Source organism: Corallococcus sp. CA049B (assembly GCF_003611685.1).
GTDB classification, from domain to species: domain Bacteria; phylum Myxococcota; class Myxococcia; order Myxococcales; family Myxococcaceae; genus Corallococcus; species Corallococcus coralloides.
Map to the genome: position 1 here is coordinate 1 of NZ_RAWC01000123.1, position 26,344 is coordinate 26,344.

Below are 26,344 nucleotides of genomic sequence, written 5' to 3' on the forward strand. Positions count from 1 at the left end.
CCGCCCTCACGACCCCACCCGTGCCTCCGCCGTCCCAGGAGCGGGCCCTGCGCGAGACCTGGCTGAAGGAGCGCCACGGGCTGCTGCTGGACATGATGCGCCGGCACGGCGTGGCCATGTGGGTCGTGGTCAACGAGGAGTTCCACGATGATCCGCTGACGGCCTGGGTCGCGCCGCCGATGCCGTACGCGGGCAACCGCGACGTGTTCGTCTTCGTGGACGCGGGCGACGCGGGGCTCCAGAAGGTCGCGTTGACGGGCTACGCCACGGAGGCGGTGACGCGCTTCTTCGAGTCGCCCTCGGTGGAGCGCAAGCAGGCGGAGGCGCTCGCGGACCTGGACGCGCGCTACCACCCGCGCACCATCGCGCTGGCCATGGACGGGCGGCGGGGCGTGACGCGCAGCCTGACGCACGACACCTACAAGTGGCTGGTGGAGGCGCTGGGCCCGACCGCGGAGGCGCGCTTCGTGAGCGCGGCGCCGCTCATCGAGGAGTACCTGGACACGCGGCTGCCCGGCGAGTTCACGCACTACCGCGACCTGGTGGTGCTGACGGAGTCGCTGGTGAAGCGGGCGCTCTCCAACGAGGTGGTGGTGCCCGGCAAGACGACGGTGGGGGACGTGCGCCGCTGGCTCTACGACGCGCTCTTCGAGGCGCGCGTGGGCACGTGGTTCCAGCCGGACCTGCGCGTGCAGCGGCAGGGCATGAAGGACGGCTTCTCCCGAGGCTTCCTGGCGGTGGCGGACGAGGCGGTGGTCATCCAGCGCGGCGACCTGCTGCACGTGGACTTCGGCGTCTCGGCGCTGGGGCTGAGCACGGACTGGCAGAAGATGGCGTACGTGCTGAAGGACGGCGAGCAGGACGCGCCGGAGGGGCTGAAGCGCGCGCTGGAGAACACGCGGACGCTGCAGGACGCGCTGATGCTGCGGGCGTCGCGGCCGGGGCGCTCGTCGGCGGACGTCTACGACGCGACGATGGCGGAGATGAAGGAGCGGGGCATCGAGGCCAAGGTCTACAGCCATCCGCTGGGCGCGCAGGGCCATGCGCTGGGCGCATCCATCGACTTCCGCGCGGCGACGCGCTCGGAGGCACCCCGGTTGTTGCGCAAGGGCTCGTACCTCGCCGTCGAGCTCAACACCGTCACACCCGTGCCCGAGTGGGGTGGGCAGAAGGTGGCGGTGATGCAGGAAGATCCGGCGTACCTGACGGACGAAGGCTGGCGGTTCTTCGTGCCGCGCCAGGACGCCTTCTATCTCATTCACTGACGACACGAAGGGAGCGGACGTGATGCGCGTGGGCAGACCATGGACGACGTTCAGTGGGGGGGCGTGCGCACTGCTCCTCCTGGGACTCACGGGGTGCAGCGCCGCCAGTGGGGACGAAGCCCCCGCGCGGCAGGAGAGCCCCCTGGCCGCGGAAGCGTCGCTCCGGCCGCCGCGCGCGGTGGACAGCCTGCTCAGCCTGTTCGACCAGACGGCCTCCGTGGTGGAGGGTGAAGTCACGGACGTGCGCAGCGAGTATTCGCCGCGCACGGGCCCGTGGACGGTGGTGACGCTGGGGAGCGTGCGGGCGCACCTGGGCGCGGCTCCGCGTGAGCTGCGCCTCAAGCAGGCTGGAGGAGTGCTGCCGGATGGACGGCAGCTCGTGGTGAGCCATGTGCCCCGCTTCGTCCGGGGCGCGCGCTACGTGGTCTTCCTGCGCAACACCGGGTGGAGCCTGTCGCCGGTGCTGGACGGGCACGCCTTCCGCGTGGAGTCGGTGGCGGGCCGCGAGGTGCTCGTGGGAGCAGAGGGCGGGCTCGTGGCGGGCCTGGGCTCGGCGGGGGTGCGGCAGACGGCGCCGGTGTTCGAGGCGGTGGACCTGACGGGCGTCCGTCCGGCGCTGCGCGCGGAGGCGCGGGGAGCTCCGGAGGGGATGGAGCGCGAGGCGTTCCTCTCGCTGCTCCAGAGCCACCTGCGCGCGCGCGGGCTCACGGTGACGGGGGCGTTCCGCGACGAGCCCGTCACCCCCGTGTCGTCGCTGTCCGTGCCGGTGACGCCCGCCGCGGGCGCGGCCGTGGTGCCGGGTGCCGTTCCCCTCCAGCCCGAGCGGGACGTCCCGCCCGGCCAGCCGTGATGAGGTCCGCCATGAAGACAACGACATTCGTGGGCGTCGTCGCGGCGCTGGTGCTGGGCGGCATGGAGGCGGGCGCCGCCGCCTGGGACACGTGCAACGGGACGCCGGTGAAGTGGTACAGCGGGCCGGTCGTGTACCGGAACCGGTGCAGCATCCCGGACTCCGGCAACGTCAACGCGGCGTACTGGAACGGCTTGAGGCAGTGGGACGACCTGTCCCACATCGTCGCGGGCTACAACGTGAACGCGGCGACGGACTGCTCGCTGGACCACAGCGACGGGCAGAACGAGATCGGCCTGTGTGACCGGGCGTCCATCGACGGGAACAACGGCGTGACGTACTCCGTCGTGGGGCTGTGCTTCATCGGGAGCAACGGCATCGACGAGGCGGACGTCTGCATCGCCAGCGACCTGGACTTCACGCCGCGCACCGGCAACGCGTTCGGCACGTCGGGCCGGAGCACGTTCGTGCACGAGGCGGGGCACTTCTTCGGCTTCAAGCACGAGGGCGGGCACAGCATCCTTCGCACCTCGCCGCCGCACCTGGTGACGGGCGGCTACGAGTCCTCCACGCTGTGGCCCACGAACGCGCAGGGCATGAACACGCTGTACGGCTATTCGGTGACGAAGCCGAACCTGCTGCCGTCCGCCATGGGCGTGGTGGGGGACGTGGCGCAGACGCTGGACCCGGCCGGGACGAAGTCGGTGTGCCGGGGCACGGCGCAGAGCGTGAAGTTCTACGTGGGCAACCTGGGCAACGCGGCTGTGTCGTCCTATTCGATGCGCGTGCGCCTGAGCCCCACGGCGCCGCCGAATGGCTACTACGAGTCCACCAACGTGGTGGGCACGTTCAACCACTCGCTGGGGGCGTTCTCGGAGGGCATCTACTCGCTGGGCTTCACGGTGCCGTCGTCGCTGCCCTACAACACGTACTACGTCTACCTGGACATGGATCCGGCGGGCGCGGTGGACGAGCTGCGGGAGAACGACAACACCACCGTCAGCGCCATGCGCCTGCGGGTGGGGTGCTGAGCATGCGGCACGGGGCCCTGATGGTGGCGCTGCTCCTGGCCGCCTGCGCGAAGCCGAGGGAGGAGCGGGCGGCGTCGCGTGAGGGCCTCACTGCGGCGGAGCTTCCCCAGCCACGCGGCGCGGCCACGGTGCGGATGGACCAGGGCACCTACTCGGCTCCGTCCGTGCGGTTCAGCGCCGACTTCCTGGGGGACCCGCCCATGCCCCTGATGCTGGTCGCGCTGAGCGCGCAATCAGACGACGGGGGCACCTGGCGCTTCCGCATGCCGGTGGATGAGCAGTTCGTGAAGTCGAAGCACGCCACCGCTCGGATCACCCCGCGGACGGCGTTGGGAGCGGGCCTGGCGGTGGTGGATTACCAGCTGGCCGGGGGGCCCTCGCTGTTGATGGACGAGGGCACCCTGGAGCTGACCGTCACCGGGAAGCAGGCAAAGGGTGAGGTCCGGATGAAGGACGGCCGCGTGCGCGCGACGTTCGAGGGGCCGCTCACCTTCGAATGCACGGTGCCGCCCGCGTGGCTGGGCGGAGCGAACGCGCCCGTTCCGTCCTCTCCCGGCGATGGGACAGTCCGGGTTCCCGATGAGGCTCTGTCCACGCCGCAATGCCGGGCCATGGCGGACGCCTTCCGCTGAGTCCGGGCCCCAAGGCCCGGATGCTCACACTCGCCTCTCGCCTGGCGCGCCGTCCAAACCTGTCCGACAGTCGGACAGGTTCGCGCGGCGCGCCTCCCGAAGGCGAGCCCCGGCGGGCGGGCTCACGGGAGGGGACCGCATCACTCCGCGTCGCGGCCACTCACGTCGGCCCACGCCAGCCCGAAGCGCGCCAGGTACTTCCGGAGGCGGTCCGCGTCGTTGACGCTCTTCTTCTGCGCACGCGACTGCGCGAACAACGCCCGGCCCGCGTCCGACAACGAGCGCGCGGAGCGGCACACCGTCACCACATCCGAGAGCTGCACGCGGTCGAACCGGTCCAGCTCCGCCGCGCGCGTGGCCCCCATCACCTCCACCAGCACGTCTTCGCTCGCTGACCCCGCCGCCGCGCCCGCGGGCCGCCACTGCGAACGCAGGCGGTCCAGCTCCTCGTCCACCACGTCGCGCGTCATCCGCCCGCCGGCCGCCAGCGTGGACATGCGCAGCACCGCCGCGTTGAGGTCCCGGAAGTTGCCGCTCCACCGGCCTTCAGGGGACGTGGCGAAGCGCAGGAAGTGCTCCTGGGCCTCCTTGCTCATCGTCACCCGCGTCCCCAGCGCCTGCGACGCCTGATCCAGTTCGAATTGCAGGTTGGGCGCGATGTCCTCCGGACGCTCGCGCAGCGCGGGCAACCGGAAGGTCCACAGGTTGATGCGCGCGAGCAGGTCCTCTCTGAACCGTCCCTGCGCCACGTCCAGTTGGAGGTCGCGGTTCGTCCCCGCGATGAGCTGGAAGTCGCTCTCCGCCTCCTTGTCCGAGCCCACCGGAAGGAAGCGCTTGTCCTCCAGGGCTCGCAGCAACATGGCCTGTTCGTCCGCGCCCAGCTCTCCAATCTCATCCAGGAACAGCACGCCGCCGTTCGCCTGCCGCATCAGTCCGGGCCTGTCTCCCACCGCGCCCGTGAACGCGCCCTTCACGTGGCCGAAGAGCGTGGACATGGCGCCGTCACCGCGCAGCGTGGCGCAGTTCAAGTCCACGAACGGCCCCGTCACCTGGTTGCGCGCCTTCTTCAGCGCGTAGATGCGCTTCGCGAGCTGTGACTTGCCCGCGCCCGTGGGCCCCGTCAGCAGCAGCGGCGCCCGGGACTGCACGGCCACCTGCTCAATCCGCTCGATGATCCGGTTGAAGGCGGCGTTGCGCGTGTCGATGCCGGACTTGAGGAAGGACAGGCCTTCGCGCTGCTGCTGCCGGAAGCGCGCCGCCAGCGTGTCGTAGTTCGACAGGTCCAGGTCGATGATGGCGTGCGTGCCCACCGCCCCGTGGTCCTTCCCCTTGCCCGGGGACGTCTGCACCAGCCGGCCCGGAATCAGCCGGCTCTCCACCAGGAGGAACATGCAGATCTGCGCGATGTGCGTGCCCGTGGTGATGTGCACCAGGTAGTCCTCTTCCTCCGGATGGAAGGAGCTCGCGCGCACGTGGTCCAGCAGCGCGCCGTACGTCTCCTCCAGGTTCCATGGATCCCGGATGGGCAGTGACGTGAGCCGCACCTCCGTCTCCGGAGACACCTGCGCGATGTCATCCCGGATGACCGCCGCCAGCGACGTCCCATGGGGCGGGTGCAGCAGCTCCAGCCGGTGCACCAGCAGGTCCTCCTGCTGACACAGCGACACCGTGGGCCGCCACCGCGTCCAGCGGTGCGCCCCCATCCCCGTGTCCAGCGTCGTCCCCAGCATCCCGATGACGACCGTCCGCCGCGCCTTCGCCTTTTGAGCCATCAGGATAGGTATTTATCCCATGGGATATGGATTTCCAGCCTGCCCCCAGTGTCTCCCTCGGGAGCGGCGTTGGCACGCCGGCTGCTCTAGCTCCCCCACGTGACCGGGACACAGAGCCCGGGTCGAACGACCGAAAGGTGCAGCGCCATGGACCGCATGAACGCGAACTACGAGGTGATGTCGGACGAAGCGGGCCGCCCCATCAAGACGTGGACGGTGGGGGTGCCGTTCGAGGACGAGGCGAAGAAGCAGCTTCGCAACCTCCGCGGCCTGCCCTTCATCCACAAGTGGGTCGCCGTGATGCCGGACGTGCACCGCGGTTACGGCGCGACGGTCGGGAGCGTGGTGCCCACGGTGGGCGCGGTGGTGCCGGCGGCGGTGGGCGTGGACATCGGATGCGGGATGATCGCCGTGCGCACGACGCTGCGCGCGGAGCAGCTGCCGGACTCGCTGCGCGGGGTCCGCTCGGCCATCGAGGCGGCGGTGCCGCACGGCCGTACGGACAACGGCGGCCGGAATGACCGCGGCGCGTGGAAGGACTCGCCCGCGACGCATACCTCCGCGTGGGCCCGCCTGGCGGAAGGGTACGCCCGCATCGTGGAGAAGCATCCGCGCATCGGCCGCGGGCCGGAGCTGGCGCACCTGGGAACGCTGGGAACGGGTAACCACTTCATCGAGCTGTGCGTCGATGAGTCGGACGGCGTGTGGCTGATGCTGCACTCGGGGTCGCGCGGCGTGGGGAACCGCATCGGAAGCCACTTCATCGAGCTGGCGAAGCAGGACATGGAGCGCTTCTTCATCCACCTGCCGGACGCGGACCTGGCGTACCTGCCGGAGGGGACGGAGCACTTCGAGGACTACGTCTTCGCGGTGAGCTGGGCGCAGGACTTCGCGGCGATGAACCGCGAGCTGATGCTGCACTCGGCGGTGCAGGCCCTGAAGGCGAGCGGTGAGCTGCCTGCGTTCGAGCTGTCCGAGTCCGCGGTGAACTGCCACCACAACTACATCTCGCGCGAGCACCACTTCGGAAAGAACTGCTTCGTGACCCGCAAGGGCGCGGTGCGGGCGCGCGAGGGCGATATGGGAATCATCCCCGGCAGCATGGGGGCCCGTTCCTACATCGTCCGCGGGAAGGGAAACGCGGATGCCTTCCACTCGTGCAGCCACGGCGCGGGCCGGGTGATGTCGCGCGAAGCGGCGAAGAAGCGCTTCACGCTGGAGGACCACGCGAAGGCGACCGCGGGCGTGGAGTGCCGCAAGGACGTGGACGTGATTGACGAGACGCCGGCCGCGTACAAGCCCATCGACGCCGTGATGGCCGCGCAGGCGGACCTGGTGGAGGTCGTCCACACGCTCAAGCAGGTGGTGTGCGTGAAGGGATAGCGCAAAGCAGTCCCACCCGCCGTCCTGCGGAGGTGCTCATGCCGGGATGAAGACACCGAGGCGCCCGTTCCCCCCAGGAGGTCCGCGAAAGCGGCCGTGAAGGGTGGGGGAGCGGGCGCCGCTATTTTTTGTAATCAGGGATGGGATGCTGCATCCGTCCGCGAGCGCGCAAAGGAGCACCACGCACATGGTTCGCATCGATGGTTCACAGGGGGAGGGGGGCGGCCAGGTGCTGCGCACCGCGCTGGCGCTGTCGCTGGTGACGGGCACGCCGTTCGAGATGGTCAACGTGCGCGCGGGCCGCGCCAAGCCGGGCCTGCTGCGCCAGCACCTCACCGCGCTCAAGGCCGCGGAGGCCGTGGGCGCCGCGGAGGTGACGGGCGCGGAGCTGGGCTCCAAGCAGCTGTCCTTCCATCCGCGCGCGCTGTCGGCGGGCAACTACCACTTCGCGGTGGGCACGGCGGGCAGCGCGACGCTGGTGCTCCAGACGGTGCTGCCCGCGCTGCTGCACGCGGAAGGGGCCTCCACGCTGATGCTGGAGGGCGGGACGCACAACCCGGCGGCGCCGCCGTTCGACTTCCTGGAGAAGGCGTATCTGCCGCTCCTGCGCCGCATGGGTCCGCGCGTGGACGTGACGCTGGAGCGGCCCGGCTACTATCCGGCGGGCGGCGGACGCTTCCGCGTGGACATCCATCCCGCGAAGCTCCAGCCGCTCCAGTTGCTGGAGCGAGGCCGGGTGCTGCGCACGGAGGCCGTGGCCCAGGTGGCGTCCATCCCCTTCGACGTGGCGAAGCGCGAGCTGGAGACCGTGGCCGCCGTGCTGAAGCTGCGGCCGGATCAGCAGCGGCCGGAGGAGCTCAAGCGCGCCTACGGTCCGGGCAACGTGCTGCGCGTCGAAGTGGAGAGCGAGCACGTGACGGAGGTCTTCACCGGCTTCGGCGAGCGCGGCAAGCGCGCGGAGACCGTGGCCGAGGAGGTCGCCTCGAAGGTGAAGCGCTACCTGGACGCGGGCGTGCCCGTGGGCGAACACCTGTGTGATCAGCTCCTCTTGCTGTGCGCCCTGGCGAAGGGTGGCCACTTCCGCACGGTGGCGCTGGACAGCCACTCGCTCACGCAGCGCGAGACGATGGCGCACTTCCTCGACGTGAAGGTGGACGTGCGGGAGCTGGAGCGCGACGTGCACGAGGTGACGGTGCGCGCCTGACGTGGGGGTGGGGCAGGGCGGTGCACCCTTGTCCGGCCGGACGCCCGGCGGTCGGACGAGGCACCCGCTCAGCAGGACTCAACCCATGACGTTACCTCGGAGCCTCCCTACGTTGTGACCCGTGGGGGAGGCTTGAGCGTGGCGGAAGTCCCTGAAGTCGAAATCATCGTCCGAGACCTGAAACAGGCCGTCGTGGGCCGGCGCTTCGTGGGCGCGGAGGTGCTGGTGCCCGCGGCGGTGCGCTTCGCCTCGCCGCCGGACTTCATCCAGAACCTCCAGGGCCGCAAGGTGCTCGCGGCCGAGCGGCGCGCGAAGTTCATGCTGCTCACGCTGGAGGACGGGCAGACGCTCGCGCTGCACTTCATGCTCTGGGGTGAGCTGCAGCTGCGGCCCGTGGGAAGCGAACGGCCTCCCGAGACGCTCGTGGTCCTCACGCTGGATGGCAACGAGGAGCTCCAGCTCACGGACACGCTGGGCTACGCGCGCGTGGCGCTGGGGCCCACGGCGCTGCTGGCCTCGCAGCTCAAGCTGGAGGAGCTGGGACCGGAGGCGCTCGATGAGACCTTCACCCCAGAGGTCCTGGCGACGCAGCTTCGCCGCAGGCGCAGTCCGCTCAAGACGGTGCTCCTGAACCAGCGCGTGCTCGCGGGGCTGGGCAACCGCGACGCGGACGAGAGCCTGTGGGTCGCGGGCATCGACCCCCGGCGGCTGGCGTCGTCCCTGTCTCCCGCTGAAATCGTCCGGCTGCACCAGGGCATCCGCGACGTGCTGGAAGAGGGCCTGCGGCTGCGCGGCACGCAGCGCGACCTGTTCGGCGTGCAGGGTCAGGCGAAGCACCGGCGCAACATCTTCGGCAAGACGGGCGCGCCCTGTCCCCGCTGCGCCACGCCCGTGTCTCACCTGCGCATCGGCGGCCGCAACACGCACTGGTGCTCGCACTGCCAGCCCGCGGACGGCGCCTCGACAGAGGTCCCGGCGCAGACGTCCCTGCTCTGAGCTGGTATGAACGGGCGCGTGTCCGACGTTCCCGTCCCCTCGACCCTGTCCCTCGATGACGCGCTCGCGCGCGCGAGCGAGGAGCTCCAGTTCCCCAGCTACTACCAGTCCAGCGTGCGCCCGCTCCTGCGCGACCCGGAAGGGCGCTGGCCCCACTGCTGCGGCGGAGGCTGTGAGCCGTGCGCCCAGACGCTCATCCGCGTCGCGATGCGCGCGCTCGAACTGATGGGCACGCCGCGCCAGAGTCCTCCGCCGGAGTTCTAGTCAGAACAGCCGCGTCCCCAGGCCCACGCGCCCCGTGAGCCCCAGCCGCGTGTGGCCCGCGCCCGCGCGCTCCTGGAACGTCTCCACGCCCACCTGTCCCGCCGCGAGCAGCGACAGGTTGCCGCCCAGGTACACCTCCACGCCCACGCCCCCCAGCGCCTGGAAGCGCCGCTGCTTGTCGCCCGTGAGCCCCAGGTCGATGGGCAGGTCCACCAGGCCCAGCACCGCCACGGTGTCCGCCACGCGGTAGCCCGCCACCAGCCCCGGCAGGATGCGCACCAGCACGCCGGAGAAGTTGTCGTCGTCCATGTACGTGGAGCCGGAGTTGAGCACCAGGCCCACGCCCAGCGTCGGCGCCAGGCCGAAAGCCCCGCTCCGCACCACCTCCCTGCGGCCCACGACCTCCAGCGACGCGCCCAGCTTGAACCAGTCGAAGCGCGCCCGCGCCTCCACCTCCAGCGCGCCCAGGCCCTGCCGGAACCCCAGGCCCACCTCCGGCGCGCCCGTGTAGCCATAGAGCGCCGTCGCCCCCGCGGGCAGCATCACCGGCGCCACCACGGAGCCCAGCGGGTCCTCCTGCGAGAAGGACACTTCGGCCTCCTGGGCGGAGGCGAGGGCGGGCACGGCGAGGAGGGCGAGCAGCGGTCCGAGGCGCGTCATGGCGCGCACCCTAGCTTGGCTTGCAGCCTGGCAAAAACCCAACGAACCCAGGGACTTGGGGGCGGGTTGTGCATTCTCGTGGGATCCCTGGAAGAATGTGAATCCATGGTTGCCTACCTGCACGCCGCACCGCCTCCTGAAACCTCCACGCCCGCGGGAGGTCGTGACGCACTCGACCTTCCGGGTGGGGCCGGGGGCTGGGTGCTGCTCGTGGGGGAGACGGCGCGGCCCACGGTGGCGGAGGCGCTCCTCCGCGAAGGCTTCGAGCCCGTGCACGTGGACGGGGCCCGCGCGGCGCTGGAGCGGCTGGGCGTGGAGGCGGGGGGGACGCTGCCGGACGCGGCGCCCACGGATTCGAAGGCGGACCTGCCCCGGCTGGTCATCATCGACGCGGACCTGCCGGACGGCGACGGCTTCAGCCTCTGCGGCGTGCTCCGCGCGGACCCGAAGTCCGCGGACCTGCCCGTGCTGCTGGTGGCGAGGTGCGCGGAGGAGTTCCACCGCGACCTCGCCGCGGGCGTGGGCGCGGACGAGTACCTGGTGGAGCCGGTGGACGCGCGCGACGTGGCGGTGCTCGCGCGGCTCAAGGCGGGACGGCGCGGCGAGGAGGACGTCTACGACGCGCACACCGCCACCGTGCCGCTCGTGGCGCTGATGCGCGCCCTCCTGTCCGGCGTGCGCTCGGGGCGGGTGGTGCTATCGGAGGACTCCGGTGCGCTCTTCTTCCGCCATGGCCTGATGGTGGACGCGGCCTTCCACGGCGAGCGCGGCATCCTCGCGTGCCGGCGTCTCTTGTGCTTCGGCGCGGGCGCGTACACGGTGACGTTCGGCCCGGAGCTGCAGCGGGGCAGCTTCTCCATGGACCGCGCGTTCCTGTGCGAGCAGGTGGTGCCCGGCCTGGAGCGCTTCGAACAGCTGCGCGTCAAGGGCCTGCCCCTGGCGGCGCGGCTCACGGTGGACTTCAACCGGCTCTCGCAGGAGCTGCCCTCGCTGCCGGAGGACGTGGAGCAGGTGGTGCGCCTGTTCGACGGGCGGCGCACCGTGCGCGCGATGCTGCTGGAGTGCCGCTTCCCGGAGGCCCTGGCCTACGAGGCGGCGACCCGCCTGTTCATGCTGGGCGTGCTGGTGCCCGCCATCCTGGTGGAGGAGCGCGAGCGCGCCCGGGAGTCCGCGGGGCCGCCCCGCCTCTTCGAGCCCGTCCTGGCTCCCGAATCCGGGCCGGAGTCCGGGCCGGACGCGTCGTGAGGGTTTGACTCGGGCGGCCTGCTCGGGGCACAAGGCCGGGAGCGCCACGGGCTGAACGCCCGTCCACCCCTCGCCGAAGCCTCCGCCATGTCCGGTCATAACCGCTGGTCGAAACTCAAACGCCGGAATGCCGTCCTGGGCGTGGCCAAGGGCAAGCTCTACTCCAAGGCCATCAAGGAGATGACCGTCGCCGCGCGCCTGGGCGGCGGTGACCCGTCCAGCAACGCCCGCCTGCGCGTGGCCGTGGCCCTGGCGCGCGAGTCGAACATCCCGCGCGACACCATCGAGCGCGCCATCAAGAAGGGCACGGGCGAGCTGGCCGGCGAGTCCTACGAAGAGGTGACGTACGAGGGCTACGGCCCCGGCGGCGTCGCGCTCATCATCGAGTGCCTCACCGACAACCGGAACCGCTCCGCCAGCGACGTGCGCAACCTCCTGAGCAACTACGGCGGGAACCTGGGCGCGGAGGGCGCCGTGGGCTGGATGTTCCACAGGAAGGGCGTCATCACCGTGAAGCCCGGCCCCACCGAGGACCAGGTGATGGAGCAGGCCCTGGACGCGGGCGCGGAGGACGTCGTGGACCAGGGGCCGGACGGCTTCGAGGTGCGCACCGCCCCCGCGGACCTGCACACCGTGGGCGCGAAGCTGGAGGCCGCGGGCCTGCCCCTGGGCGAACAGAAGTGGACCTTCGTGCCGCAGAACACCGTGAAGGTGGAAGGCGACAACGCGAAGCGCCTGTTGAAGCTGATGGACGCGCTCGACGACAACGACGACGTGCAGCACGTGCACGCCAACTTCGAAATCGACGAGTCCCTGATGGAGTCGCTGTCCACGTAAGGCCCCGGCAAGGGGCGCGTGGGAAAGGAACGGGCCGGTGCGGGTACTCGGCGTGGACCCTGGCAGCCGCTTCATGGGCTTCGGGGTGGTGGAGGAGAAGAAGGGCAAGCTCGTGCACCTGGGCCATGGCGTCATCAAGGTGGTGGAGTCCGCGCCCCTGGCTGAGCGCCTGAAGGACCTGCACGCCGCCCTGAGCGCCGCGCTCCAGCGCTACCAGCCGGAGGCCGTGGCAGTGGAAGGCCTCTTCACCTTCCGCAACGCCCGGAGCGCCCTGGTGCTGGGCCACGCGCGAGGTGTGGCGCTGCTCGCCGCGGCGCAGGCGGGCCTGCCCGTGCACGAGTACGCCCCCGCCAGCGTGAAGAAGTCCGTGGGCGCCAGCGGCGCGGGCGGCAAGGACGCCGTGGCGCGCATGGTGCGCACGCTGCTCGGCGTGGAGGAGGCGACGCTGGAGCGCGCGGATGCCAGTGACGCGCTCGCCGTCGCGCTGTGCCACCTGAACCAGTTCCGCGTGGGCATGCCCCGCGCCAGCGCTCCCGGAAACGGCAAGCGCAAGGGGGCCGCGTCGGTGCTCGCGGACCGCCTGTCGTCCGCCTACCAGCGCCCGGAGACCCGCCGATGATCGCCCGGCTGCGTGGCAACGTGTTGGAGAAGGGCCCTGATGACGCCGTCATCGACGTGCACGGCGTGGGCTACCGCGTGAACCTGTCCACCGTGTCGCTGGGCAAGCTGCCCGCGGACGGCCAGCCGGTGGACCTGCGCATCCGCACCGTGGTGCGCGAGGACGCCTTCGAGCTCTTCGGCTTCCTCTCCCCGGCGGAGGAGGAGCTCTTCCAGCTGCTCAACACCGTGTCCCGCGTCGGTCCGCGCATGGCCCTGGGCGTGATGTCCGGCATGGAGGTGGGTGAGCTCATCGCGGCGCTGTCGCGCGGTGAGACGGGCCGGCTCGCGAAGATCCACGGCGTGGGCAAGAAGACGGCGGAGCGGCTCGTCCTGGAGCTCAAGGAGAAGGTGCGCAACCTCCACTCGGAGGGCATCGCGAAGGGCACCACCCCGCGCGCGCCCGTCACCTCCGGCAACAAGGCGGACCTCGTCTCCGCGCTGCTCAACCTGGGCTACAAGCAGCCCCAGGCGGAGAAGGCCGCGGACGTCGTCATCGAGCGGCTGGGCCCGGACGCCACCTTCCAGGCGCTCTTCCGCGAAGCGCTCAAGGCCCTGCGCTCCACTCCGTGACTTCCAGACACCGCTTTCGCCCGACAGGGTGAGACGCGGTGCTTCAGGGAGCGGGAAATCCTCGGAAGAAGCGCGCAAGGCTTTTTCCTGTAGGAATCCGCTGTCGTCGCACGGCGGACGCTCCCGCCGTCCGCCTGCCATCATCTGGGGATCCACGCCGCTCACGGGCCGACACCCGTGAGCAATCCTGGCCGGCCCTGAGCTGGCCCATTCCGCTGCGAATATCAATTTCCAGCGCAGGTGCGGTGGTCCCAAAAGGGCCGCGTCGCGCCGAGGAGGCGTGTGTCATGGCGGCGTGGCGTGGTGTTCCGGTCGTCGTGCTGCTGCTCTCCGGCGTCTTCGGAGTGGCGTGTGGCGCGGCCGACGGCGAGGACGTGTCGGCGGTGGATGAAGTGTCGGCGGCGCTGGAGCCGGCGACCTCCGGAGGCCCGCAGCCGTGTGGTCCGTCGGCGCGGCCCGTGGGGGATGTCCGGCGCGGCGCGGAGGGCTCGGCGCCGGAGACGCTGGTGGAGGTGGGCGGGCAGGTCTTCTACGCCGCGAACGACGGCGTGTCCGGGCTCGAGCTGTGGGTGACGGACGGGAGCGCCACGGAAGCGCGCCGGGTGAAGGACGTGCGGCCCGGGGCGTATGGCAGCACGCCGCGCTTCCTCACGCGGATGGGCGGGCGGCTGTTCTTCGTCGCGGACGACGGCGTGCACGGGCCGGAGCTGTGGGTGTCGGACGGCACGGCGAAGGGCACGGTGCTGGTGGCGGACATCCGGCCCGGGGCGCGGGGCAGCGTGCCGGACGGGCTGACGGTGGTGGGCAGCCGGCTGTACTTCACCGCGGATGACGGCGTGCGCGGCCGTGAGCTGTGGAGCACGGACGGCACGGCGAAGGGCACGCAGCTCACGCAGGAGTTCGCGCCCGGGCCGAACTCGCTCTTCCTGGACGACCTGACGGAGTGGAACGGGAGGCTGGCGCTGGTGGCGTACGGCGACGCGGTGACGCTGTGGGTGGTGGACGGGCGCTCCGGCGGCTCACGGGCGATCTTCCACGCCCCGGAGCAGTCCGTCGTCTTCGCGCTGACGCCCGCGGGGAAGGACCGCCTCTTCTTCCTCGTGGACGTGGGCTTCGGCGAGGCGGACCTCTGGGTGACGCGGGGCCAGCCCCTCCTCACCTTCCCGCTCAGGCACTTCGCGGGGGACTACCCGTCGGAGCTCACGCCGCTGGGCAACGCCGTGTACTTCATGGCCGGGGCGGAGGGCTTCTTCGGCGAGCCCGGGGACCAGGTCCACGGCGGTGAGCTGTGGAGGAGCGACGGCACGCTCCCGGGCACCCGCATGGTGAAGGACGTGCGGCCGGGGCCCCACGGCTCGCTGCCCTCCGGGCTGACGGTGCTGGACGGGCGGCTGTACTTCGCGGCGGATGACGGCGCGCACGGCCGCGAGCTGTGGAGCTCCAACGGCACGGCGCAGGGCACGGTCCTGGTGCAAGACGTGGAGCCGGGCCCCGCGGGCAGCACCCCCACGGCCTTCGCGGTGGTGGACGGGTGGCTCTTCTTCTCCGCGACGACGGCCGGCCGGGGCCGCGAGGGCTGGTACTCCAACGGCGAACCGGGCCGCGTGGATCCGATGCGCGACATCGCGCCCGCGGGGCTGGACGCGAACCCCCACGGGTTCGTGCGCGCGGGGGGCTCCGTCTTCTTCATCGCCACGGACCCGGCCCAGGGGGAGGAACCCTGGGCGCTGCCCTTCCTCCCCGCGGCCCGCTGCCCCCGCCTGGAGCCCTGAGGATTACGCCGCGCGCCGCACCGCGGGCGTGGGGTGCAGCCCGCCCGTGTTCGGCGCGGGCAGCACCACGGTGGGCCCCAGGCCCGGGGCCAGCAGGTGCGCGGTGAGCAGCGAGGACGGGTGGAAGTTCACGAACGACGCGTCATGCGCGGACGGGCCCGCGAAGAGCTTCTCCACCACCATGGACGCGTACTGCTCCAGCGAGTCCTCGCGCGTGTTGCCGTTGAGCACCACCTCCCAGCCCATCTGCTCCGCGAAGCGGCGCACGCCGGGGATGCGCGACAGGAGCGGCGTGTAGCTCTCCGTGCTCACGCCGTTCTCGCTCACCACGAACACTTCATTCGCGGTGGCCACCGCCAGGGACATGTTCCCCTGCGTGTGGCCGGGCGTGCTCAGCAGCGCCGCGCCCTGGCCCAGCCACGTGTCGCCGTCCAGCAGCACCACGCGCTCGTCCGGGATGTCCGCGCCGCCGGGCACGAACCACACGTGCTGCATGGGGTGCAGGTGCTTCACCATGGTCCACTCCGCGCGCTGCACCAGCAGCTTCGCCCGGGGGAAGACAGGCGGGGCGCCGTCACCGCCCAGCCAGCCGCGCAGGTCCTGGATGTGCAGGTGGTCGAAGGCCAGGTAGTCCACGTCCGACGGCGTCAGCCCCAGCTGCTCCAGGTAGCCCTGCACCGTGCCGTGGCGCGTGGACATCACCTTGTCGGAGAGGAACGCGCCGTAGCGCTCGCGCAGCGCGCGGTAGAAGGGCGCCGCGTGGCCCCGCTCGTAGTCGGTGGGGTTGAAGAGCAGCGTGCGCCGCTGGCCGGTGCCTGCTTCCGCGAACTGCACCACCTGCATGCGGTTGGTCATCATCACGTACGGCGCCGGTGACAGCGCCGCCCCGCTGAAGGCGAACAGCGTGGGATAGGGGAACGTGATGAGGTCGCAGGTGGCCACCGCCGCCACCGGCCCTTCCCGGACGAAGGCTTCGCGGGCCTCCTGCGCGGCGCGGCGCAGCTTCTGGAGACGGGGGCCGGGCGAACGCTCGGCGCGGGCCTCGGGCAGGAGGGGCAGGGGACGGAACGGGGCAGAAGCGGAAATCATGACGCGACTCCCTTCGGGCAGGGGGACGTGCCCCCTGGCTGGCCGGTCGGCGTGCCACTCCGAGTCTAGCGCCGCCAGAAGGGCAGCGACACGCGCCCCCTTCGCTGTATAGGGTCGGAATGGCGATGGCGAGGAAGTCCGACGACACCCTCTCGGGAGATGTTCAGCCGGAAGACATCCGGCTGGAGGCCTCCCTGCGCCCGCGCTCCTTCGACGAGTACGTGGGGCAGGGGGCGGTCGTCGAAAAGCTCAAGGTGTACGTGGCCGCGGCGAAGAGCCGGGGTGACGCGCTGGACCACTGTCTGTTCTCCGGCCCCCCCGGCCTGGGCAAGACGTCGCTCGCGCACATCATCGCGAACGAATTGGGCGTGGGCGTCCACGTCACCAGCGGCCCCGCGCTGGAGAAGAAGGGCGACCTGGCGGGTCTGCTCACCAACCTCAACGAGCGGGACATCCTCTTCATCGACGAGATCCACCGCCTCAACGCCGCCGTGGAGGAGTACCTCTACCCGGCGATGGAGGACTTCCGGCTGGACATCACCATCGACACCGGGCCCGCCGCCCGCGCGATGAAGATTGATCTGCCGCCCTTCACGCTGGTGGGCGCCACCACGCGCACGGGCCTGCTCACGTCCCCCCTGCGCGACCGCTTCCAGATTCAGGAGCGCCTGGAGTACTACGAGCCGAAGTTCCTGGAGCAGATTTTGGACCGCTCCGCGCGCATCCTCGGCGTGCCCATGGACCGCGCCGCCAGCCGCGAAATCTCCACCCGCTCGCGCGGCACGCCCCGCATCGCCAACCGGCTGTTGCGCCGCCTTCGCGACTTCGCCCAGGTGGAGGGCAACGGCCGCATCACCTACGACCTGGCGCACGACTCGCTGAGCCGCCTGGGCGTGGACGCCAGCGGCCTGGACGCGATGGACCGGAAGATCCTCCTGACCATCCTGGAGAAGTTCGGCGGCGGCCCGGTGGGCGTGGAGACCATCGCCGCGAGCGTGGGCGAGCAGCGCGACACCATCGAGGACGTCTACGAGCCCTTCCTGATGCAGGAGGGCTTCCTCATGCGCACGCCCCGGGGCCGCACCGCCACGCTGCGCACCTACCAGTACTTCAAGAAGACGCCGCCCCCCAGCTCCCCGCAAGGGGCGCTCTTCTAGCCCGCACCCCGTCCCGCCATGAGCCAAGCCTCCGCGCCCGCCGTGCCCACGGTCCTCCCCAGTCCCCGTGACTACTACGGCGACCTGATGCGCGCCTCGCAGGCCACGCGCGCGGGCTTCCTCGCCGAGCGCGAGCGCTGGCTCCGCGGCGTCCCGGTGGAGGGCCGCGAGGAGCTGCTCTTCGAGTTCGAGATGTGGCTGCGCGCCGTGGAGCGCTACCTGAACCTCCACAACTCCGTGCTGGACGCCCGCGCCCGGCCGCTGGTCACGCGCGACTTCCACGAGGAGCTGGTGGACGTGCGCGACGCCATGGAGCGCGCCGTGCGCGTCGCCCGGCACCTGCAGGACCCGGACAGCGACCCGAAGATGGTCTTCCGCAAGTACGTGGAGACCCAGCTCGCGGATGACCGCGTGCGCCGGCTCTTGATTGAAGAAGAGCTGGACCAGGAGACCCCGCCGGAGAGCCTCTTCGTCGTGCGCGAAGCGTTCGACGCGCTGAAGAACCTGCTCGACAACCTGCTCCAGTTGCCGCTCATCGGCCTGTCGCTGTTCCAGGACGTGGGCAAGCTGACGCTGCGGGAGATCGTCCTCAACCGCTACTTCCGCCCCTTCCGCCCGCTGGAGTTCCGCGTCGAGTACGACCGGCTGCGCTCCGTGCGCCTCCTGGACGTGCTGGGCTCGCTGCCCGCGGACACGCGGCCCCTCTTCACCACCGCGTTCCTGGGCCTCTTCCGCGTGCTGCACTACCTGACGCACGTGGATCCGGAATCGCAGCCGCCCGTGCCGCGCCGCGTGCGCGTGCTCCTGTCCCTGGTGCGCGGTGAGGTGTCCGCCGTCGCCAGCTACCTGCACACGGAGCTGTCCCCCAAGGCCGGCCCCAAGCACCTGCAGGCCGCCACGCTGCGCGCCGCGCGCGACCTGGCCCGCGAGACGGACCGCATCTCCCGCGAGGTGCTGGTGGACCTGGACCGCGACCCCGCCGCCCCCCTGCGCGCCGCGGAGGCCTTCACCACGTTGCTGCGCCAGCAGATCGTCGCGCTGGTGGACGCGCTGGCCCCCAACGGCTCGCTGGGGGACGAGGCCTTCGGTCACCTCACCAGCGCCCAGGACGCCGCGCTGCGCCTGCGCAAGGACCTGTGGGTCTACGCCCAGCTGTGCCGCGCCGCCGAGAGCCACCTGCGCTCGGAGGACGTGCCCGCCGCCGAGCGCGTGCTGGAGGCCCTCAGGTCGTTCCTCGACTACTTCCACGACGGCGGCTACCAGCTCCTGCGCTACGCGGACTACGACGCCTTCGACCGCTTCACCTCGCTGCTGGTGGAGCTGCCCTGGCCCCCGGAAGGCCCCGGCATCCGCAGCCGCCTGGCGGAGGACCTCCGGCGTTTCTCGCAGACGCTGGAGACCACCTTCCACGCCGTCAGCCGCCGCTCGCTCCTCCAGGGCCGCGGCTTCGACAGGCCGGACGCGGAAGCCCTGCGCGACCGCTTCCTGCCGCCTGCTCGCTGACCCACCCTCTCCGTCATGATTCTCGTCAAGCCCCGGACTCCCGGTATGTCCGGGATGTGCGTTTGCTTCCGGGCACTCGCCTGCGATAGAGACGCGCCGCTGTCACGTGGGTGACACGCACTCCCGGTTGGCGCGCAAACATCCGGGGGCCCCGGAGTTCGAAGGATGAATTCCGGACATCGCTGTCACGGTGGGAGGAGCAGTGGTGGGTTTCCCAAGAGGGGTGTCCGGACCCCGCCCCAGGCCATCCCCCGTCCCGCCGTCCAGCGCGCCAGCAGTTCCAGGGGGTTGGGAAAGGCGGGGCCACCCCCTCAGGCCATTCTCGTGTCACGGCCGCGTGGCATGTTGATTGCTCCTGTGTGCAGCGCGTCAGACCGCCGTGGAACGGCCTGACAGGGCCATACCCCGCGTATGTCAGTACGAAGCAGTCCCTAGAGGCGACACCGACATGCTCCAGTTCAACGACTTCCAGCGCACCCTCTCCCAGCCGGCCATCTGCCGCGGCGTGGGGCTCCACTCCGGGTTGCCCGTGACGCTGACCCTGAAGCCCGCGCCCGCGGGGCATGGCATCGTCTTCGTCCGCACGGACCTGGCGCGCCCGGTGAGCATCCCCGCGCTGGCGGAGTACGTGGTGGACACGTCGCTGGCCACCACCCTGGGCCGGGACGGCGTGAAGGTGGGCACGGTGGAGCACCTGATGTCCGCGCTGGCGGCGCTGGGCATCGACAACGTGCGCGCGGAGCTGGACGGGCCGGAGGTGCCCATCATGGACGGCAGCGCGGCGCCCTTCACGCACGCCATCATGGAGGCCGGTTCTCACGAGCTGGACGCGCCGCGCGAGTACCTGGTCATCAAGAAGAGCGTGGTGGTGCAGGACGGCGACAAGCAGGCCTCGCTCACCCCCGCCCGGCGCTTCCGCATCAGCTGCACCATCGACTTCGAGCACCCCGTCATCCAGGGCCAGTCCTTCGACGTGGACGTGAACGACCGGGGCTTCTCGCGTGAAATCTCGCGCGCCCGCACCTTCGGCTTCCTGCGCGACGTGGAGAAGCTCAAGACGCTGGGCCTGGCGCGCGGCGGCTCGCTGGAGAACGCGGTCGTCGTGGACGAGGCCGCCATCCTCAACCCGGACGGCCTGCGCTTCCCGGACGAGTTCGTGCGCCACAAGATTCTGGACGCCATTGGCGACGTGTCGCTGTTTGGCCGGCCTGTCATTGGCCACATGACGGCGTTCAAGACGGGCCACGCGCTCAATCACAAGCTCGTGCGCAAGGTGTTGGCGGACCCCTCCAGCTTCGACATCGTCACCGCGCGCCGCCGGGACGTGGAGGGGCGTGAGCCGGGCCGCGCGAGCCTCGCCGGCGCCTTGGAGTTGGAGCCCCTGGTCGCCTGAACGACAGACTGGCAATTCCTTGCCAGTCCCGGGGACCTCTATTAAGTCGGCGGGCTATGTCCATGCGCTCTACTCGCATCGCCCTGGCCGCTCTCCTCGCGGCATCCCTCACCGCCGGCTGCAACAAGGAGAAGGCGCCGGCCAATGCCCAGGCGCCCGCCGCGCAGGCCCAGGCCGCCAATGCCGCCGAGCCGGCGCCGGACACCGTGGTGGCCACCTTCGGCAACAACGAGAAGGTCACCTTCGGTGAGCTGAACGAGCGCATCAAGGAGCCGCTGGCGAACCTGGACAAGCAGAAGTTCCAGCTGCGCAAGCGCGGCCTGGAAGGGCTCGTCACGGAGCGCCTGGTGAAGGCCGAGGCGACCAAGCGCGGCATCACCGAGGACCAGCTGCTCAAGGCGGAGATCGACGACAAGATCCCCGCGCCTCCGGAAGAGAAGATCAAGGAGGTCTTCGAGGGCGCCAAGGGTCAGCTGCCCCCGGGCGCGACCTACGAGCAGATGAAGCCGCAGATCGTGGACTTCCTGTCCGGCCAGCAGAAGCAGGAGGCGGCCCAGAAGTTCTTCGACTCGCTCCGCGCGGGCGCCAACGTGAAGTATGAGCTGCCCGAGCCCCCGCGCCCGCCTGCGGAGCGCAAGCAGGTGGCCGCCACCGGCCCGTCCAAGGGGCCGGAGAGCGCGCCGGTCACCATCGTGGAGTTCAGCGACTTCCAGTGCCCGTTCTGCAGCCGCGCCATCGGCACGGTGGACGAGGTGACGAAGCTCTACGGCGACAAGGTGCGCCTGGTGTTCCGCCAGTTCCCGCTGGACTTCCACCAGCAGGCGCAGAAGGCCGCCGAGGCCTCGCTGTGCGCGAACGAGCAGGGCAAGTTCTGGGAGATGCACGACAAGCTCTTCGCCAACCAGAAGGCGCTGGGCGTGGATGACCTGAAGAAGTACGCGGGCGAGCTGAAGCTGGACACGGCCAAGTTCAACACCTGCCTCGACTCCGGCGCGACGGCCGCGCAGGTGAAGGCGGACATGGCGGACGGCTCCAAGGTGGGCGTCAGCGGCACGCCGGCGTTCTTCATCAACGGCATCATGCTGTCGGGCGCGCAGCCCCTGGACGAGTTCAAGAGCGTCATCGACGCGGAGCTGAAGGGCGCGAAGTAGTCCGGCCGTACCTGCAGGGAGGGATGCGGTGGCGTCCAAACCCAGGGCCACGCCCCGCGTGAGCGGTGAGGCGGCTTCGCTCGAACTGGAGCGGCCGCTCGCCGCTGTCGTCTCTCCCACCCGGCCCCTTTCGGCGCACTTCCTGGCGCCGGAGGGGCTGGTGCTCCTGCCGGAGTCCCACGGCACCGCCGGCTTCTTCGCCGGCAGCCTGGGCACGCTCTCGGTCGAGGAGGTCTTCGCCCAGATTCTCTCGGGCATCCGCACCGGCCAGCTCGTCGTGCAGCACGGCACCGTGCGCCGCACGGTGGCCTTCCGCGACGGGCAGGTGGTGTTCGCCACCTCCAGCGAGCGCTGGGAGCGCCTGGGCGCGGTGATGGTGCGGCTGGGGCTCTTGACGGAAGCGCGGCTCACCCAGGCCCTGGCGCAGGTGACGCCCGCGCGCCGCATCGGCCAGGTGCTCACGTCGCAGGGCATCGTCTCCGAGGCCAGCCTCTACAGCGCCATGACGTTCGTGGTGCGCGAGGTGGTGCTCAACCTCTTCGAGATGGTGGAGGGCAGCTTCCTCTTCCTGGAGGCAAAGGCCCCGGCCGTGGACGCGGTGAAGCTGCCGGAGCGCACGCGCGACCTGGTGCTCACCGGCATCAAGCGCGCGGAGGAGACGGGCCGCCTGCGCCGCCGCTTCCCGGACGACATGCGCGTGACGCCCGGCCCCCAGGGCGCGCTGCCCGGCGAGGAGGCCTTGTTCGCCAAGCTGGGCGAGGGCACGACGCTGGGCGTGCTCCGGGCCGCCTACGCGGGCAGCCAGTACGCCTTCTACAGCGGCGTGGAGGAGGCGGTGCGCGGCGGCCACCTGTCCGTCCAGGCCGCGGAGCCGGCTCCGTCCCCGGGCCCCGCGGTGGAGGGCATGGCCTGGGAGCTGCTGTCCGCGGAGGAGCGCTACAACCTCCTGCTGTCCCTGGTGCACCGCGCGCTGCGCGAGGCGGGCCGCGACGTGGACCTCTTGCGCGGCTTCGTGGAGTCGCCTCCGCCGGGCCTGGAGGAGGCCTACCACGGCGTCACGCTGGGGCCGGACGGGCGGGTGGACGTGGCCCGGCTGCGCGCCAACGTGTCCACCAGCGGCGGTGAGGCGGTGGGCCGGGCCATGGCGCTGGAGGCGCTGGACGCGTTCGTGTCCTACGCGCTGTTCTCCGCGCGCAACGTGCTGCCGGCGGACGTGGCCGAGCGGCTGGCCAACACCTACCGCACCCTCCAGGGCGGCCTGTCGTAGGGCCGGGCCCGGACGCGAAGTTTCCACCGTCTGACAGCGCACACCGCCCCTGTGTGCCCCTGGCGGGCCCGGAGGTGGGTGTCCACGTTCCTCCCCACGGCTGGCGGCTGGCGGGGGACGAGCGACATGGGCGCGATGCGGATGTTGGGTTGGGGTGTGCTTCTGCTGAGCACTGCGTGTGGCGCGTCCCGGACGGCGGTGACGAAGGCGGAGCCCGGCACGGGCGGCTCCGGCTCGGCGTCGGACGAGTCCGCCGTCGCGTCCACCACGCGGCGCTACGTGGACGAGGACCTGGGCTTCGAAATCATCCGGCCCACGGCGGAGTGGCAGCTGGATGAGACGAACGAGCGCACCCCGGAGGGGCTGGCGATTCCCGTCATCCTGCGCCACCGCGTGACGGGCGCGCAGGTGGTGCTGCAGGTGGCGCCCGGCGTGGCCACGCCCGTGCAGTTCGCGGAGCGGCTGACGCAGGGGCTGCGCCAGCAGCCGGGCTTCACCACCACGGATCCGCAGCCCATCGCGCTGTCGGACAACGCGGTGGGGTTCGACTTCCAGGTAGGGGAGGGCGTGCGCGGCAAGGTGGCCGTGCGCGAGGGCAACTCCGGCCGCGTGCTGATGATGCTGGCCACCTGGCCCACGGAGGCCACCGCCGGCATCACGGAGAGCGTGGACGCCCTGATGGCGGGCGTCCGTCCGCTCCCGGAGCCGAGCGTGGCCGTGCGGGCAACTCGCGCGCCTGAAAAGGAGCCCGGCGACCCGCGCTAGCTTGGCGCGAGCAACCGGGCCCGCAAGGCCCCACGCGGCGGTCCGCGCGGGGCCCGGAGGTTCCAACGGGGACTACGCGCGGGCCGGCTTGCCCTTGCCGGCCTTCGGGGCCTTGGCGGTCTTCGGAGCCTTCGCGGGGGCCTCTGCCTTGGTCGGCTCCGGCTGCGAGGCAAGCTCCGCGGCCTTGCGGCGCACCAGCTCCACCAGGGTGCGCGCGCCCACGCCCGTGCCGCCCTTGTTGAGGTAGCCGCGCTCCTTGGGGCTGTTGGACGGACCGGCGATATCCAGGTGCACCCAGGGCGTGTCGCCCACGAACTCCTTGAGGAAGAGGGCCGCGTTGATGGCGCCGCCCCAGCGCTCGCCGGAGTTCTTCATGTCCGCCACCTCGGAGCGCAGCGCGTCCTTCTGCAGGTCGCTGACGGGCAGGCGCCACATCTCCTCGCCCGCGGCGCGCGCGGCGGTGAGCACGCTGTTCACCGCGTCGTCGTCGTCGCCGAAGGCACCCACGATGTAGCTGCCCAGCGCCACCATGCACGCGCCCGTGAGCGTCGCCAGGTCGATGATGGCGGACGGCTCGTGCTCGCCGGCCCAGGTGAGCATGTCACCCAGGACGAGGCGGCCCTCCGCGTCCGTGTTGGTGATCTCCACCGTCTTGCCGGAGCGCGCGGTGAGGATGTCACCGGGCTTGTACGCCGTACCGGACGGCATGTTCTCGCACGCGCCGATGAAGGCGTGCACGGGGAAGGGCGGCTTCACCACGGAGCCGATGACCTTCATCGCGGCCAGCACCGCGGCGGACCCGGCCATGTCCGTCTTCATCTCCACCATGCCCTCGGTGGGCTTGAGCGACAGGCCGCCCGAGTCGAACGTGATGGCCTTGCCCACCAGCGCCAGCGGGGCGCGCTTCGCGTCCTTCGCGTTCTTCGGCGTGTAGACCAGGTGGATGAGCCGCGGCTCCTGCACGCTGCCGGCGGTGACGCCCAGGAACATGCCCATGTTCAGGCGTTCAATCTCCTTGCGCCCGCCAATCTCCGCCGTGAGCCCGCCCTCCCTGGCGGCCTGCTGCGCGGCCTGCGCCAGCTTCGTGGGCGTCACCACGTTGGGGGGCTCGTTGACCAGGTCGCGCGCCCAGTTGACGGCCTCCGCCAGCTTCAGGCCCAGGTGGAGCGCGTCGTCCAGCGCGCGCGACTTCTCCGTGCCCTCCGGCAGCGACAGCGTGGCGCTCTTCAGCTTGGGGCTGCCCTTGTCCTCGCGCGCGGAGGACTTGTACTTGTCGAAGCGGTAGACGCCCAGCTCCAGGCCCTCCACCACCGCGCGCACGGCCAGCGCCGCGTCGTCCGTGGCGGGCACGCGGAAGCCGATGGCGGTCGCCTTCAGCCGCTGCGCCGTCTTCGCCGCGCGGCCCGCGGCCAGCCGCAGCACCTCCGGCTGGAAGCGCGCGCGGTTGCCCAGGCCCAGGAGCAGGACGCGGTCCGCGCCCAGCTTCCCCAGGGTGTGCACCAGGAAGGACTGGTCCACCTTGCCCTTGAAGCCCTCCTGGGTGGCGGCGGCGCGCAGCTTGCCGTCCAGCGCGGCATCCGCGGCCTTCAGCGGCGCGGGGGCGGAATCACCCAGCTCGCCCTCGAAGAGGGGGATGACGAGCAGCTCACCGCTCACCGGCGCGGCTTCACCGGAGACGAGACTGAATTGCATGGCGACTTGGACTCCTGGACAGAGGGAGGGGGTGATCCGAGGGGCGCGACTGTAGACGCGCCGCGTGTTGCTCGCAAAGCGCTGGTTGCCACTCGGGCATTGCAATGCCCCGGCGCGCTGGATAGCTGTGCACCCCCAATGCCCACCCTGTTGCTGCATCTGACGGCCATCGAACGGTTGGCCGCCCATCCGGACGGCCTCCCCGCCGACTGGGTGCGCGCCTTGTCCGAGGACCTGCCGTACGCGCGCTTCGGCGCGGCGCTGCCGGACCTGCCGCTGTGCGCCGGCGTGCGCGGGGGCCTGGGCGTGATGATGCAGCCGGAGGCCGGCTGGCCCCCCTTCGCGCGGCTGTACCACGAGCGCGCCCCGGTGGGCCTGGGGCTGAAGATGGCGGAGCTCGTCGCCTCCGGCGCCCTGGTGGGCACGGAGGCGGGCCTGGCCATCCTCGCGGGGTATTTCATGCACCTGAGCCTGGACCGGCGCCTCCACCCGCTGGTGGACCAGCTGGTGCTGCGCCACCGCCGCAAGGGCGAGCGGGCCTGGGACGCGCGGCGTCAGGTGGAGTGGGCCCAGACGCTCTTCTTCCTGCGCCAGCAGGACGGCACGGATGGCGTGGGCACCGCCCGCATCCGGGAGAAGTTCCAGGTGGTGAAGAGCTCCGGCATCCCGCTGCGAGGCATTGGCCGGGGCATCTATGAGCTGGTGCGCCTGGCGTCGCAGGACCGCGTGGGACAGGCCCCCACCAAGGCGGAGCTGGATGGCTGGGTGCGCGGGCTCTACGTCTCCGGGCTCTTCCTCTCCAGTCCGCTCGGCCGCATGCGGGCCCTCCCGGCGTACTCGCAGCTCTCCTTCCAGGAGCTGTATCGCAATGATCACTTTGACTTCGCGGTGGAGCTGGACGCCGCGCTGGAAGTGACGCGCGGGCTGATTCGCAGACTTCACGGCTACATGGCGCGCGGCACCTACACGCCGCGCACGCGCGCGCGCTTCCTGGAGGAGTTTCCAGAGGGCACGCTGGGCGCCACCGCCGCGTAGTGAACGGATCCACACGGCCCGCGTCCCGGTGCCGTGTTCGCGTGCAGGGCATCCAACCGATCGAGCAGGTTGCCCTCGGGGATGTGGCGCTATCCGAAGCGGGGAGTGCCTCCTATCCTCGATAGGGAATGACGGTCTTCCTCCTCATGGC

General features: G+C 71.2%; 24 protein-coding genes. 20 read left to right on the forward strand and 4 right to left on the reverse strand.

Annotated elements, in window-relative coordinates:
* From D7W82_RS24330 to D7W82_RS24345, 4 genes are all read left to right on the forward strand, one after another.
* On the forward strand, positions 1-1,265 hold a 1,265-nt coding region (locus D7W82_RS24330; RefSeq protein ID WP_120620634.1), incomplete at its 5' end, for a M24 family metallopeptidase.
* Positions 1,266-1,287: 22 nt separating this feature from the next.
* Entirely contained in the window at positions 1,288-2,115 is an 828-nt protein-coding gene (locus tag D7W82_RS24335) for a hypothetical protein (RefSeq protein ID WP_120620635.1), read from the forward strand.
* A gap of 11 nt (positions 2,116-2,126) precedes the next feature.
* Positions 2,127-3,146 carry a hypothetical protein gene (locus D7W82_RS24340; RefSeq protein ID WP_120620636.1) on the forward strand — a complete coding sequence of 340 codons (1,020 nt, stop codon included), beginning with the start codon at positions 2,127-2,129 and terminating at the stop codon, positions 3,144-3,146.
* Positions 3,147-3,148: 2 nt separating this feature from the next.
* Positions 3,149-3,778, forward strand: a complete 630-nt coding sequence (locus tag D7W82_RS24345) for a hypothetical protein (RefSeq protein ID WP_147439506.1) — start codon at positions 3,149-3,151, stop codon at positions 3,776-3,778.
* A gap of 140 nt (positions 3,779-3,918) precedes the next feature.
* Here D7W82_RS24345 and rtcR read toward each other — a convergent pair whose 3' ends face one another.
* Positions 3,919-5,550 (reverse strand): RNA repair transcriptional activator RtcR, encoded by a 1,632-nt coding sequence (rtcR, locus tag D7W82_RS24350; RefSeq protein WP_120620638.1) that lies wholly within the window; start codon positions 5,548-5,550, stop codon positions 3,919-3,921.
* Positions 5,551-5,697: 147 nt separating this feature from the next.
* Here rtcR and D7W82_RS24355 point away from each other — a divergent pair, with 147 nt between their 5' ends.
* From D7W82_RS24355 to D7W82_RS24370, 4 genes are all read left to right on the forward strand, one after another.
* Positions 5,698-6,933 (forward strand): RtcB family protein, encoded by a 1,236-nt coding sequence (locus D7W82_RS24355; protein WP_120620639.1) that lies wholly within the window; start codon positions 5,698-5,700, stop codon positions 6,931-6,933.
* 187 nt (positions 6,934-7,120) lie between these two features.
* Complete coding sequence (gene rtcA, locus D7W82_RS24360) at positions 7,121-8,137, forward strand: RNA 3'-terminal phosphate cyclase (protein WP_120620640.1); 1,017 nt, start codon at positions 7,121-7,123, stop codon at positions 8,135-8,137.
* A 138-nt stretch (positions 8,138-8,275) separates the two neighbouring features.
* A complete protein-coding gene (gene mutM, locus D7W82_RS24365) occupies positions 8,276-9,133 on the forward strand; it encodes a DNA-formamidopyrimidine glycosylase (RefSeq protein WP_120620641.1) in 858 nt (285 codons plus the stop codon).
* Between the two features lie 6 nt (positions 9,134-9,139).
* The gene (locus D7W82_RS24370) at positions 9,140-9,397 is read left to right on the forward strand and encodes a hypothetical protein (RefSeq protein ID WP_199727821.1); all 258 of its coding nucleotides are present in this window, start codon (positions 9,140-9,142) and stop codon (positions 9,395-9,397) included.
* Here D7W82_RS24370 and D7W82_RS24375 read toward each other — a convergent pair whose 3' ends face one another.
* Positions 9,398-10,057 carry a hypothetical protein gene (locus tag D7W82_RS24375; protein ID WP_120620642.1) on the reverse strand — a complete coding sequence of 220 codons (660 nt, stop codon included), beginning with the start codon at positions 10,055-10,057 and terminating at the stop codon, positions 9,398-9,400.
* 105 nt (positions 10,058-10,162) lie between these two features.
* On the opposite strand from D7W82_RS24375, the gene D7W82_RS24380 reads away from it, so the two are divergent.
* From D7W82_RS24380 to D7W82_RS24400, 5 genes are all read left to right on the forward strand, one after another.
* Positions 10,163-11,302 (forward strand): PleD family two-component system response regulator, encoded by a 1,140-nt coding sequence (locus D7W82_RS24380; RefSeq protein WP_120620643.1) that lies wholly within the window; start codon positions 10,163-10,165, stop codon positions 11,300-11,302.
* A gap of 87 nt (positions 11,303-11,389) precedes the next feature.
* Positions 11,390-12,139, forward strand: a complete 750-nt coding sequence (locus D7W82_RS24385) for a YebC/PmpR family DNA-binding transcriptional regulator (RefSeq protein ID WP_120620644.1) — start codon at positions 11,390-11,392, stop codon at positions 12,137-12,139.
* A 37-nt stretch (positions 12,140-12,176) separates the two neighbouring features.
* A complete protein-coding gene (gene ruvC, locus D7W82_RS24390) occupies positions 12,177-12,758 on the forward strand; it encodes a crossover junction endodeoxyribonuclease RuvC (RefSeq protein WP_120620645.1) in 582 nt (193 codons plus the stop codon).
* Positions 12,755-13,369, forward strand: a complete 615-nt coding sequence (gene ruvA, locus D7W82_RS24395; RefSeq protein WP_120620646.1) for a Holliday junction branch migration protein RuvA — start codon at positions 12,755-12,757, stop codon at positions 13,367-13,369. Before ruvC ends, ruvA begins: the two co-directional genes overlap by 4 nt.
* A gap of 287 nt (positions 13,370-13,656) precedes the next feature.
* A complete protein-coding gene (locus D7W82_RS24400; protein ID WP_120620647.1) occupies positions 13,657-15,141 on the forward strand; it encodes an ELWxxDGT repeat protein in 1,485 nt (494 codons plus the stop codon).
* 3 nt (positions 15,142-15,144) lie between these two features.
* Here the strand turns inward: D7W82_RS24400 and D7W82_RS24405 are convergent, their stop codons facing one another.
* On the reverse strand, positions 15,145-16,230 hold the full coding sequence (locus tag D7W82_RS24405) for a hypothetical protein (RefSeq protein ID WP_120620648.1): 1,086 nt from the start codon (positions 16,228-16,230) through the stop codon (positions 15,145-15,147).
* A gap of 119 nt (positions 16,231-16,349) precedes the next feature.
* Here D7W82_RS24405 and ruvB point away from each other — a divergent pair, with 119 nt between their 5' ends.
* From ruvB to D7W82_RS24435, 6 genes are all read left to right on the forward strand, one after another.
* Positions 16,350-17,387, forward strand: coding sequence for a Holliday junction branch migration DNA helicase RuvB (gene ruvB, locus D7W82_RS24410; protein WP_120620649.1), 1,038 nt, complete (start codon positions 16,350-16,352; stop codon positions 17,385-17,387).
* Between the two features lie 18 nt (positions 17,388-17,405).
* A complete protein-coding gene (locus D7W82_RS24415; protein ID WP_120620650.1) occupies positions 17,406-18,890 on the forward strand; it encodes a hypothetical protein in 1,485 nt (494 codons plus the stop codon).
* A 448-nt stretch (positions 18,891-19,338) separates the two neighbouring features.
* The gene (gene lpxC, locus D7W82_RS24420) at positions 19,339-20,283 is read left to right on the forward strand and encodes a UDP-3-O-acyl-N-acetylglucosamine deacetylase (RefSeq protein ID WP_120620651.1); all 945 of its coding nucleotides are present in this window, start codon (positions 19,339-19,341) and stop codon (positions 20,281-20,283) included.
* Positions 20,284-20,339: 56 nt separating this feature from the next.
* Complete coding sequence (locus tag D7W82_RS24425; protein ID WP_120620652.1) at positions 20,340-21,434, forward strand: thioredoxin domain-containing protein; 1,095 nt, start codon at positions 20,340-20,342, stop codon at positions 21,432-21,434.
* Positions 21,435-21,462: 28 nt separating this feature from the next.
* Positions 21,463-22,701 (forward strand): DUF4388 domain-containing protein, encoded by a 1,239-nt coding sequence (locus D7W82_RS24430; RefSeq protein ID WP_120620653.1) that lies wholly within the window; start codon positions 21,463-21,465, stop codon positions 22,699-22,701.
* 126 nt (positions 22,702-22,827) lie between these two features.
* Positions 22,828-23,466, forward strand: coding sequence for a hypothetical protein (locus tag D7W82_RS24435; RefSeq protein WP_120620657.1), 639 nt, complete (start codon positions 22,828-22,830; stop codon positions 23,464-23,466).
* Positions 23,467-23,538: 72 nt separating this feature from the next.
* Here D7W82_RS24435 and D7W82_RS24440 read toward each other — a convergent pair whose 3' ends face one another.
* Positions 23,539-25,158, reverse strand: a complete 1,620-nt coding sequence (locus tag D7W82_RS24440) for a leucyl aminopeptidase (RefSeq protein ID WP_120620654.1) — start codon at positions 25,156-25,158, stop codon at positions 23,539-23,541.
* 138 nt (positions 25,159-25,296) lie between these two features.
* Here D7W82_RS24440 and D7W82_RS24445 point away from each other — a divergent pair, with 138 nt between their 5' ends.
* Positions 25,297-26,193: a hypothetical protein gene (locus D7W82_RS24445; RefSeq protein WP_120620655.1), complete on the forward strand. Its 897-nt coding sequence runs from the start codon at positions 25,297-25,299 to the stop codon at positions 26,191-26,193.
* Positions 26,194-26,344: the final 151 nt, after the last annotated feature.